This window comes from Aeromonas media, assembly GCF_000819985.1.
Classification (GTDB): domain Bacteria; phylum Pseudomonadota; class Gammaproteobacteria; order Enterobacterales; family Aeromonadaceae; genus Aeromonas; species Aeromonas media.
Map to the genome: position 1 here is coordinate 58922 of NZ_CDBZ01000101.1, position 11568 is coordinate 70489.

Genomic DNA, 11568 nt, shown 5'->3' on the forward strand with positions numbered 1-11568 from the left:
ATGCTGGCGACACGCGCATTCGCGCCATAGCCGGGGCCACGCCACCATGCCACGCGTTCTGTTTGTTGAAGATGATCCCGACATAGGCCAGCTCATCAGCAGCTGGCTCGGTCGCCACGACATAGAAGTGCTGCTGGAGAGCCGGGGCGATCTGGCGCTCGCCAGGGTGGAGGTCGAGCAGCCCGACCTGGTGCTGCTCGACATCATGCTGCCGGGACAGGACGGCCTCTCCCTGTGCCGGGATCTGCGCCCGCGCTTTGCCGGCCCCATCGTCATGCTCACCTCGCTGGACAGCGACATGAACCAGATCCTCAGTCTGGAGCTGGGGGCCAACGACTACATCCTCAAGACCACGCCGCCCCCCGTGCTGCTGGCCCGGCTGCGGGTCCAGTTCCGCCAGCAGGGGCTGCGGGCATCCCAACCACTCGCTCCCAGCCCCCCGCCCCAGCGCCTGCAATTCGGCCGCCTGCGGATCGACGGCCCGGGTCGGGACGTGCGCCTCGATGGCGACAGCGTGCCCCTCTCTACCGCCGACTTCGATCTCTTGTGGGAGCTGGCCTGCCACGCCGGCCAGATCCTGGGACGGGAGGCGCTGTTTCGCAGCCTGCGGGGCCGCGATTACGACGGCCAGGACCGCAGCATGGACGTGGCCATCTCCCGCCTGCGCCGCCGGCTTGGGGATGACAGCAACAACCCGACCCGGATCAAGACGGTGCGCCAGAAGGGTTATCTGCTGGTGCCCCAGGCCTGGGAATAAACAGTTACCGAATGACTTTGATGCTCTCTGCTCCCTGCTCCCCTTGCGGGAGAAGGGTTGGGGATGAGGGGATAACAAAACAACGCCAAGACGCAACCCAGGCAAGAGGAGAACCTCCATGCGACGCCTGTTTATCCAGTTCTACCTGCTGCTGATCGGCTGCTTCTGCCTCGCCATCCTGCTCATCGGTCTGGTCTATCAGGTCAGTGCCGAGCGGGCGGGGGATCGCTATCTGGAGCGGATGATGCAAGGCTCCCTCGGCCTGCTCACCGGTGAGCTGGCCCGGCTGCCGCCGGCGCACTGGCCCGCCCGCATGGCGGAGCAGAGCCGCCAGCTCACCCTACCGCTGCGGATCGGGGCCCTCGCCAACCAGCCGCTGGCCAGGGAGGATCAGGCCTTTCTCGAGGCGGGCAACATCGTCATCGTCGAGGAAGATGACACCTTCCTGCAGCGCATCCCCGGCACCGATCAGGTGCTGATCGTCGGCCCCGTGCCCTACCTATCCTACCTGCACGAGCTGCACTGGGTGGATGTGGGCCTGCTGCTGCTCATCGGCCTCTCCCTCGGTCTCCCCATCCTGCTCTGGCTGCGTCCCCACTGGCGCGGCCTGCAGCAACTCGAACAGACAGCCCGCCGGGTCGGCGATGGGGATCTCTCCAGCCGCACCGGCCTGCCCCCCGGCAGCAGCCTGGGCCGGGTGGGCCGCACCTTCGATCAGATGACGGAGCAGTTGCAGGCCATGCTGGCCAGCCGCAAGCAGCTGACCGACGCCATCGCACACGAGCTGCGCACCCCCCTGGTGCGGCTGCGCTACCGGCTCGCCATGCTGGCCGAGCCTCCCACCACCGAGGAGCAGCAGGGGCTGGAACGGGATCTCGGCGCGCTGGACGCCCTCATCGAGGAGATGCTCACCTACGCCAGGCTGGATCGCCCCGAGCTGCCGCTGCAGTGCAGCGATCTCGAGCTGGGCTGCTGGGCCGGGGAGCGGCTCCCGGACTGGCAGGCGCTGCGGCCACAGACCCGGCTCGATTTCGTACGCCCGGCCATGGCCTTGCCCTGGCACGGCGACATCCGCCTGCTGGACAGAGCGCTGGAGAACCTCATCGGCAACGCCCTGCGCCACGCCACCAGCCGGGTGAGCCTCGCCATGAGTCGGCAGCAGGATCACTATCTGCTGGAGGTGGCCGACGACGGCCCCGGTATCGATCCCGCGCTGGCGCCCCAGATCTTCGAGCCCTTCGTGCGGCTGGATCAGAGCCGGGACAGGCGCACCGGCGGCACCGGGCTCGGTCTCGCCATAGTGCGCAGCATAGCCCGCCACCACGGCGGCGAGGTACAGCTGCTCCCGAGCAGCAGCGGTGCCCGCTTCTGCCTCAGGCTGCCCGTACATTTGGATACAAACCGTCACCAGTCGCTCACTGAACCACAGGTTGAACAGCCCTAGGATGACGTCATGGAGAGCCGCTCCATGTCATCAAACCGAACGAGGAACTGGAATATGAAAAAGCTGATCCCCCTGAGCCTGGCCGCTGTCTTCGCCCTGACCTCCGGCTTCACCATGGCTGCCACCCCGACCAAGGCTGCCGCCCCCCACGCGACCCAGACCAAGGTGGTGAAAAAGCATCACAAGGCGACCCATGCCGCACCGGCCGTGAAAGTGGCCCCCAAGACCAAGTAACAGGCGCACAAGCCCCCAATGAAAAGGGGCCCCATCATGGGGCCCCTTTTGTCGTGTTCAGGCGGCTCAATCTTGCATGTAATCTGCCGGCAGTGCGATGCGCGCCACGCCGGAGGCCACCGCCGCCAGCGCCACGGCGCGGGCCACGCGGGGCAGCAGACGGGCATCCATCGGCTTGGGAATGACGTACTCCTTGCCGAAGGTGAGCTCGCTCACCCCGGCGGCGGTCAGCACCTCGGCCGGGACCGGCTCCTTGACCAGGCCGCGAATGGCCTCCACCGCCGCTATCTTCATGGCGTCGTTGATGCGGCTGGCGCGCGCATCCAGGGCGCCGCGGAAGATGAAGGGGAAGCAGATGACGTTGTTGATCTGGTTCGGATAGTCCGAGCGACCCGTGCCCATGATGAGATCGCTACGTACCGAGTGCGCCAGGGCCGGCTTGATCTCGGGATCCGGGTTGGAGCAGGCGAAGATCACCGGGTTGGGGGCCATCAGCGCCACCGCCTCGGCAGGCAGCACGTCCGGGCCGGAGACGCCGACGAACACGTCCGCCCCGTCGATGACATCCATCAGGGTACGCAGCGGAGTCTCGTTGGCGAAGCGCTGCTTGTACTGGTTGAGATCGGTGCGACCGGTGTGGATCACCCCCTGACGGTCCAGCATGAAGATGTTGTGTGGCGCGGCGCCACACTTGATCAGCAGGTCCATGCAGGCGGTGGCGGCGGCCCCGGCGCCCATGCAGACGATGCGGCTCTGTTCGATGCGCTTGCCCTGCACTTCCAGCGCGTTGAGCAGACCGGCGGCGGTGACGATGGCGGTGCCGTGCTGATCATCGTGGAACACCGGGATGTCGCAGCGCTCGATCAGCACCTGTTCGATCTCGAAGCACTCGGGGGCCTTGATGTCTTCCAGATTGATGCCACCGAAGGTATCGGCGATGGCCGCGACAGTGTCGATGAACTGCGCACTGGTCTCGTGTTTCACCTCGATGTCGATGGCGTCGATGCCGGCGAAGCGCTTGAACAACAGGGCCTTGCCCTCCATCACCGGCTTGGAGGCCAGCGGCCCCAGATTGCCAAGACCGAGGATGGCGGTGCCGTTGGAGATGACGGCCACCAGGTTACCCTTGCCGGTGTAGCGGTAGGCATCATCGGGATTGGCGGCGATCTCGCGCACCGGCTCGGCCACACCCGGGCTGTAGGCCAGCGCCAGATCGCGGGCGGTCTCGGCGGGTTTGGTAAGGGCGATGGCTATCTTGCCGGGAATGGGTTGGGCGTGGTAATCGAGCGCTTGTTGACGAAGATCGTGACGCAGATCGGACATGGGGACCCCGATACGGAAGTGAATGTGGTGGTGCATTGGCTCGCCACAGGCGAGGGCTCGGGATCATAAAGAAAACCATCGGGCTTTCACAGTAGAAAGTATTGCCGTTATCCACCGATGAGCCAATCATCAGCACGTATCACCGACAATGAATACCCATTTAGTTATAGATATGGTTTCAATCCATCACGGGTATACCGGCCCTCTGCTCCGCCTGACGGGCGATGGCCTCCGTCATCCCCTGGAAGATGAAGAGGTGGAAGGGCAGCATGGCGAGCCAGTAGGCCAGCCCCCAGGCACCCTGAGGGTGCCAGTGGGCGGTCACCCGCAGCCGGGTCAGGCCGGACTCCTGGGGCTGGATGTTGAACTCCAGCCGCCCGACACCGGGGGCCTTCATGTTGAACAGCAGATCCAGCCTGCGCCCCTCGTCCACCCCGAGGATCTGCCAGGAGTCCAGCATGTCCCCCTTCACGAAACGATCCGGATTGGTGCGGCCCCGGGTGAGCGCCGGGCCCCCTATCAGGTGATCCATCCATTCGCGCACCACCCACAGCTCGTTCATGTAGAAGTAGCGCTGCTCGCCCCCCAGCTGCTGCAGCACCTGCCACACCACCTCGGGCGAGGCGAGGCACTCGGCCTCACCGCTGGCGGTACGGTCGTAGAAACCGTACTCGGGGTGACGCCAGCGCAGGCCGAGCGGCGTCTCCTGGCCCTGCTGCTCGGCGCCGAGCTTCTGCTCCAGCGCCAGACTCTCCGTCAGCGCCTCGTCAAAGCTGAGCAGGTGCTGGGGCAGCAGGGCCCGCAGCGGACCGTCATCGGCCGGGATGTCATGCTTGAGGCCACCCACCAGCGCCTTGGCAATGGGTTGGGGCACCGAGGTGGCAAACTGCAGCCACCAGGCGGAGAGTCGGGGGCTCAGGAAGGGGATGGGGATGATGGGGCAGCGTTTGCCGATGTGGGTGGCAAACTTCTGCAACTGCTGCTGGTAGCTGAGCAGCTCGGGGCCCGCCGCGTTGAAGATGCGGCCATCCACCCCGTCGGCCTCCACCAGTCCGCCCAGATAGTGCAACAGGTTGGAGAGGGCGATGGGGGGCGTGCGGGAACGCACCCACTTCGGCGTCACCATCATCGGCAGGTTGAACACCAGATCCCGCATCACCTCGAACGCCGCCGAGCCCGGGCCTATGATGATGCCGGCACGCAGCTCCACCGTGGGTACACCCGCCTCTCGAAACAGCTCGCCGCAGTGGCGGCGGGAGTTGAGGTGGCGGCTGTTGCAGGGGATCGGCTGTATGGCCCCCAGATAGATGATGCGGCGCACCCCGGCGGCGCGGGCGGCGGCGGCGAAGTTCTTCACCCCCTGCTGCTCCAACCGGTGAAAACCGGCGCCTGCCCCCATGGCGTGCACCAGATAGAAGACGGTGTCCACCCCGGCAAGGGCCGGCAGCAGGGTGATGGGCTTGAGGCTGTCGGCGAGACGGAACTCCACCCCCTCAGGCAGGCGGCAGGGGCGGCGCGCACCGGCGATCACCCTGTAGCCCAACCCTTGCAGGTGGGGTACCAGATAGGAACCTATGTAACCCGCCGCACCCATCACCAGACAGTTCCGCATTCCGACACTCCTTGCCATCCCCCATGGACTCGCACCCACCATAGGGCAAAGCGAGGCAATACAGAACGCCAACAAGCAAAAAAGGCGCCCGATGGGCGCCTTTTTCAGAATTCTTCAGAAGTAATATTACTTCTTGGCAGTCAGACCACCGAAACGCTTGTTGAACTTGTCTACGCGGCCGCCGCTAGAAACTTCTTTCTGCTTGCCGGTATAGAACGGGTGGCACTCGGAGCACACGTCCAGGTTCAGATCTTTACCCAGGGTAGAGAAGGTGTTGATCACGTTACCGCAAGAGCACTTGGCGGTGATGGCTACGTAGTCAGGATGGATACCAGCTTTCATGGACAACCTCGATTATAGGCCGTGTCGCCATCCGATCTCTTGTCGGACACCACACGATTGTTGAACACAGTTTCAAAGGCTGCGAATAATATAGGAAATGCCTGAGTTCAGGCAAGTGGCTTCGCAGAAAAAATAGGCAACCTTTTGGTGGATTCATCGCAAACGCTTGATCTGGTTCGTGTCGCTGTCCCGGTGCCGTTGCGCCGGCACTTCGACTATCTCTCCCCTTTGCCCTTGCCTGAGCCCGGTTGCCGGGTAGAGATCCCGTTCGGTCCCCAGACCCTGGTCGGCCTGGTGGTGGATCACCCGACCGAGAGTCAGGTGCCCCGCAACAAGCTCAAGCCCATCAAGCGAGTGCTTGATAGCTCCCCCGTGCTGGGGCCGGATATCCTGGCGCTGATGGCCTGGAGTGCCAGCTACTACCAGCATCCGCTGGGTGAAGTGCTGCCCCACGCCCTGCCGGTGCTGGTGCGCAAGGGAGAGCCCGCCGCCTACCGTGAGCTGGAGTTCTGGTTTGTAACAGAAGCCGGGATGGCTATCGATCTCAACGAGCTCAAGCGGGCGGCCAAGCAGCAGCAGGCACTCGCCCTGCTGCGCAAGGGGCCCCAGACGCCGTCTGCGCTCAAACAGGAGGAGATCCAGAGCGCCGCACTCACCGCCCTGGAGAAGAAGGGACTGCTCGAGAAGCGCAGCCTGGAGCCGAGCCATGACGGCGACTGGGCAACCCATTTTGACGCCGGTGAGGGGTTGCGCCTCAACGGCGAGCAGGCGCTGGCGGTGGCCGCCGTCACCAGCCAGAGCGACAAGTTCGGTGCCTTTCTGCTGGACGGCATCACAGGCTCCGGCAAGACCGAGGTTTACCTGAGCATCCTCGAGCCGTTGCTCAAGGCGGGCAGGCAGGCCCTGGTGATGGTGCCGGAGATCGGCCTCACCCCGCAGACCATCAACCGCTTCCGGCGCCGCTTCAAGGTGCCCGTGGTGGCGATGAACTCCGCCATGAACGACAGGGAGCGGCTCGATGCCTGGCTCGCCTGCCGCGACGGCGGAGCCGCCATCCTGATCGGCACCCGCTCCGCGGTGTTCACCCCGTTCAAGAACCTCGGCATCATCATCATCGACGAGGAACACGACGGCTCCTTCAAGCAACAGGACGGTTTTCGCTACCACGCCCGGGATCTAGCGGTGATGCGGGCCCATCGCGCCGGCATTCCCATACTGCTCGGCTCGGCCACCCCCTCGCTTGAGACGCTGCACAACGCCCGCACTGGCAAGTATCATCACCTCAGCCTGACGCGGCGCGCCGGTAACGCCCAGACCGCCCGCCAGGTAATCCTCGACATCAAGAGCGTGCGGCTGCAGGCCGGGCTCTCCCCCCAGCTGGAGCAGCTGATGGCGGAGCACCTGGCAGCGGGCAATCAGGTGATGCTGTTTCTCAACCGCCGTGGTTATGCACCCGCCCTTATCTGCCATCAGTGTGGCTGGAGCGCCGCCTGCGAGCGCTGCGATGCCTGGTACACCTGGCATCAGGCCGGGCGACGGCTGCACTGCCACCACTGCGACAGCGTGCGCCCGCTGCCCCATCACTGCCCCGAGTGTGGCAGCAACGAGCTCATCGGCTCCGGTGTGGGTACCGAGCAGCTGGAGCAGCTGCTCACCACGGTTTTCCCTCAATACCCTGTGGTGCGCATCGATCGGGACAACACCCGCCGCAAGGGGGAGCTGGAGACCCACCTCGGCGACATCAAGGCGGGCAAGTACAAGATCCTGATCGGCACCCAGATGCTGGCCAAGGGCCACCACTTCCCGGATGTCACCCTGGTAGGCCTGCTGGATGTGGATGGCGCCCTGTTTTCCGCCGATTTTCGCGCCGCCGAGAAGCTGGCCCAGCTCTACACCCAGGTGGCGGGGCGCGCCGGGCGCGCCAGCAAGCCCGGGCTGGTGGTGTTGCAGAGCCACCACCCCGAGCACGCCCTGCTGCAGGATCTGACCCAGAACGGTTACGGCCATTTCGCGGATACCGCGCTCAAGGAGCGCCGCCTGCTGGGGCTGCCGCCATTCAGCTATCAGGGACTGTTCCGGGCCGAGGCCAACGGCCGTGACGAGGTGCAGCTGTTCCTCACCCGCCTCGCCGAGACACTGCGCAGCGCCCGTTATCCCCAGGTCCAGGTGCTGGGGCCCATCAGCGGCTTCATGGAGCGCAAGGCGGGCAAGTTTCGCATGCAGCTGCTGGTGCAGGGCCCGAACCGGGCACCCCTGGCACAACTGCTGGATTGGGCGGTGAAGGAGCTGGACGCCTGGCCGGAGACCAAGCGGGTGCGCTGGAGCCTGGACATCGACCCCACGGAGTTGAATTAAACCGCCTCTCTCACCAGCCGCCAGCCGCGTTTTTCTTATCGCGCGTCTGATTACGCCACCTTGCGGCTAATCAAACCTAGGGTCTTTCCCCCTTCACCCTCGCGGCAGAAGGGTTGGGGATCAGGGGGAACCAGAATACAACGAGGGGGCCAAGGCCCCCTCGTTGTATTTATCCCATGACTGTTCCGGCTTATTCGGCGGCCTGGGAGACCCCGGTCAGCCGCACCTCGACCCGGCGATCCGGCGCCAGACAGGCGATCATCTGCGCCTTGGCACCATCCGGGCAACTGCCCCCCGTCACCGGGGAAGATTCACCACGCCCCTCGGCACGCACCTTGTCGGCAAACAGTCCCTTGGCGATAAGATAGTCCGCCACGCTGCGGGCACGCTGCTCGGACAGGGACTGGTTGTACGCATCGGAGCCGATGCGGTCGGTGTGGCCGATCACGGTCGCCACCCCATCCTTCGGATTGGCGGCCAGGATCTGGGCAAACAGGTTATCCAGTGCCTGGCTGGCCTCGGGCTTCAGGGTCGCCTTGTTGAATTCGAACAGCACATCCGAATCCAGACTGAACTGTTTCTCCACCAGCACAGGGGCCGGGGCGGGCTCGGGGGCCGGTGTGGGCACTACAGGTTCGTCGCCGATCTGGCCGAAGCGGTAGAGCATGCCGACAGACAGCAGGCCGTTGTCCAGCTCTATGCCGGATTCATCCAGCGAGTCCTTGCCGAGCGGCGTGGTGTACTGGTATTCGAGGCGGGCAGCCCAATCCTTGTCGATGGCATATTCGATGCCCAATGCCCCCACAAAGGCGGCACCGTGATACTTGCCCCCGCCCGATGCCGAGAGGTTGCTGGTGCCATCGTTGGCCCAGGCACTGATGGAGCTGTCGGTCCAGGCATAGGCGCCCCCCAGCCGACCGTAGATATCCAGGGCCTCGGTCGCCGGGAAGCCGATCTTCATGGTGGCCTGGATCATCTGGGCCTTGGCCTCCCCATCCAGTCCTGCCTCGACCCCGTTACTGCTGAAGCGCTGATCGACCTGATACTTGCCGAGCCAGTCATAGCCGAGCTCGACGGCCACGTTGCGGTTTACCTGATAGCCGGCAAAGGCCCCCAGACCGAGGTCGCTGTGGTCCTGGCCAGGATCAAAGGCATCGAGCAGCTCCTTGACCTGATCGTCGTAATCCACCCCGTAAAAATTGGACCAGCCAGCCTTGCCACCGACATACCAGGTATTGTCCTGGGCGGCGGCCTGCACCGTCCCCGTTGCCATCAACGCGCCGATCAGGACGGCGAGCATAGATCTGTTCATGGATGAGCCCCTGCAATGAATTGTTATGACGCGGATGCGCCTCTCTTCCCTGACGGGGCCCCGAACCCAAGCCCCATACTCAGATTATCCCATCTGTCACTAGCCTCAAATGACAAAACTCTCGGGAGTGTGAGCTCGCTTGCATTCTGAGACCCGGGCAGTCTTTTTCCTGATATTCAAGGGAATAGAACCCATTCGCCGAGTGCAGTCTCCTCCTTCGCTCATGGTTGTATTGCCTCTGTCCAGTCACAATCAAATCCGTTTGACCCCCAAAGATCAATTGGATAACATCAAAATATTAACAATGCTGTCAGTATTAGCATATTTCGATGAAGGACTTTTGATGGAATACGCCTATAAAAGATATTTACCAATAAATTTATAATGGCTTCGCTGTGCTTCGTGCGCGCCAAAAACAGCAGAGTAAATATGACTAATCCGGTGATGAAGCCGTATTTCAACATGAGTCGATGACAGGTCTATGGTACGGTAATCCCCCCGAAAAACTGAGGTGCTCATAAGTAGAATTTTCCCGTACTGTGAATGCAGGAGGAAGTTCTACATGAAAACATCACGCTTTAGCGATGCACAGATCATCGCCATCCTCAAACAGGCCGAGTCTGGCTCACCCGTCCCTGAGCTCTGCCGTGAGCATGGCATCAGCTCCGCCACCTTCTACAAGTGGCGCTCCAAATTCGGTGGCATGGATGCTTCCCTCATGGCCCGCCTCAAAGAGCTGGAAGAGGAAAATCGTCGCCTTAAGAAGATGTATGCCGAGGAGCGCCTCAAAGCTGAGATCATCTCCGAGGCGATGGCAAAAAAGTGGTGACGCCATCTGCCCGCAGGGAGATGGCGACCAAGGCCGTGGCTCATTACGCTATCTCTATCCGCCTGGCTTGCCAGGTGTTCAAGGTGAGCGAGGGTTGCTATCGCTATCAGCCCGTGCTGGCCGATGAAAACCAGGAGATTGCCGACTGGCTGCTGCGCCTCACCGCCAACCAGCGCAACTGGGGGTTCGGACTGTGTTTTCTGTACCTACGTAACGTCAAAGGCTTTGGCTGGAACCACAAGCGGGTCTACCGGATCTATCGGGCGCTAGAGCTCAATCTGCGGATAAAACCCAAGAAGCGGCTAGTGCGTGCCAAGCCGGAGCCGTTGGCAGTCCCTGACCAACCGAATCAATGTTGGTCGATGGACTTTATGCATGACCAGCTCAGCGATGGTCGCTCGGTACGGTTGTTTAATGTGCTCGATGACTTCAACCGCGAAGCACTGTGCATCGAGGTGGATTTTTCCTTGCCTGCCTCGCGAGTCAAACGGGCACTGGAGCAGGTCATCGAGTGGCGGGGAAAACCAGCCGCTATCCGCTGTGACAATGGCCCGGAATACATCAGCGAAGAGCTCAAGTGCTGGGCGCAGCAGAAGGATATTACGCTGAGGTATATCCAGCCAGGCAACCCACAGCAGAATGCCTACATCGAGCGATTTAACCGCACGGTGCGTTACGACTGGCTGGGCCATTACCTGTTTGAGTCACTGAATGAGTTACAGGAATTTGCCACGAACTGGCTGTGGGTTTATAACCATGAGCGGCCCAATATGGCGCTGGGTGGCTACACGCCGAAACAGCGCCTGGCACAGGCCGCATGACCTCTACTTTTGAGTGCCCCTAAAAATGGGGGGATTACCGTACAGCATGAACTATCTTGAACGGTTGGCCCCTATCTTATTTTTATTGATGTGGAGCAGTGGTGCTATCTTCGTCAAGATGGGATTGGAAAACGCATCGGTGTGGTCCTTTTTAACTCTTAGGGCAACAGGTGCATTTCTACTGATGGGAGTGATCTACCTCTGTTTTAAAATAAAGAGCAAAACAAAATTAACCCCAAGCATACTTGCCAAAGTGGTGGTGACAGGTCTCCTCTTGCAAGTCTTCTATCAGGCCTTCTATTTCTTGTCTATTCGTTATGAACTCTCGCCGGGCCTGGTCTCCATTGTCCTGGGCTTGCAACCCATTATGACTATCTTGTTTGGTGGTGATAAGGCATCACCCTATAAACTACTGATTCTTCTGATCGGCTTCTCAGGCTTGGGACTTGCAATCTTTGGTGCCAAGGATGTCAGTCAGGTTACTCCCTTGGGGGTTAGCTTTGCGATCCTCTCGGTAATGGCAGGGCCGACGCATGATC

Annotated in this window: 10 protein-coding genes; 6 read left to right on the forward strand and 4 right to left on the reverse strand. The window is 62.2% G+C overall.

Going from position 1 to position 11568, the window contains the following annotated elements; translation table 11 throughout:
• Positions 1 to 46 precede the first annotated feature (46 nt).
• The 3 genes from rstA to BN1127_RS09125 all read left to right on the forward strand — a co-directional run bounded on the left by rstA (position 47) and on the right by BN1127_RS09125 (position 2435).
• The gene (gene rstA / locus BN1127_RS09115) at positions 47 to 757 is read left to right on the forward strand and encodes a two-component system response regulator RstA (protein WP_042649207.1); all 711 of its coding nucleotides are present in this window, start codon (positions 47 to 49) and stop codon (positions 755 to 757) included.
• Between the two features lie 118 nt (positions 758 to 875).
• Complete coding sequence (gene rstB, locus BN1127_RS09120; RefSeq protein WP_042649208.1) at positions 876 to 2201, forward strand: two-component system sensor histidine kinase RstB; 1326 nt, start codon at positions 876 to 878, stop codon at positions 2199 to 2201.
• A gap of 54 nt (positions 2202 to 2255) precedes the next feature.
• Entirely contained in the window at positions 2256 to 2435 is a 180-nt protein-coding gene (locus BN1127_RS09125) for a hypothetical protein (RefSeq protein ID WP_042649209.1), read from the forward strand.
• Between the two features lie 66 nt (positions 2436 to 2501).
• Here the strand turns inward: BN1127_RS09125 and BN1127_RS09130 are convergent, their stop codons facing one another.
• The 3 genes from BN1127_RS09130 to rpmE all read right to left on the reverse strand — a co-directional run bounded on the left by BN1127_RS09130 (position 2502) and on the right by rpmE (position 5712).
• Positions 2502 to 3758, reverse strand: a complete 1257-nt coding sequence (locus BN1127_RS09130) for a malic enzyme-like NAD(P)-binding protein (protein ID WP_042649212.1) — start codon at positions 3756 to 3758, stop codon at positions 2502 to 2504.
• Between the two features lie 178 nt (positions 3759 to 3936).
• Positions 3937 to 5370 carry a DUF2867 domain-containing protein gene (locus tag BN1127_RS09135; protein WP_042649210.1) on the reverse strand — a complete coding sequence of 478 codons (1434 nt, stop codon included), beginning with the start codon at positions 5368 to 5370 and terminating at the stop codon, positions 3937 to 3939.
• 126 nt (positions 5371 to 5496) lie between these two features.
• Complete coding sequence (gene rpmE / locus BN1127_RS09140; protein WP_041206593.1) at positions 5497 to 5712, reverse strand: 50S ribosomal protein L31; 216 nt, start codon at positions 5710 to 5712, stop codon at positions 5497 to 5499.
• Between the two features lie 147 nt (positions 5713 to 5859).
• Between rpmE and priA the strand changes: the two genes are divergently transcribed.
• Positions 5860 to 8067, forward strand: coding sequence for a primosomal protein N' (priA, locus tag BN1127_RS09145; RefSeq protein WP_042649213.1), 2208 nt, complete (start codon positions 5860 to 5862; stop codon positions 8065 to 8067).
• Between the two features lie 190 nt (positions 8068 to 8257).
• Here the strand turns inward: priA and ompA are convergent, their stop codons facing one another.
• Positions 8258 to 9379: a porin OmpA gene (gene ompA / locus BN1127_RS09150; protein WP_041206594.1), complete on the reverse strand. Its 1122-nt coding sequence runs from the start codon at positions 9377 to 9379 to the stop codon at positions 8258 to 8260.
• A gap of 562 nt (positions 9380 to 9941) precedes the next feature.
• Between ompA and BN1127_RS09160 the strand changes: the two genes are divergently transcribed.
• Together BN1127_RS09160 and BN1127_RS09165 are read left to right on the forward strand one after the other, a co-directional pair.
• Positions 9942 to 11029 (forward strand): IS3-like element ISAs22 family transposase gene (locus BN1127_RS09160; protein WP_128313267.1). Its coding sequence is split into 2 segments (ribosomal slippage): positions 9942 to 10194 and positions 10194 to 11029, totalling 1089 coding nucleotides; the frame shifts between segments, so codons are not numbered across the junction.
• A 46-nt stretch (positions 11030 to 11075) separates the two neighbouring features.
• On the forward strand, positions 11076 to 11568 hold a 493-nt coding region (locus BN1127_RS09165; protein WP_042649214.1), incomplete at its 3' end, for a DMT family transporter.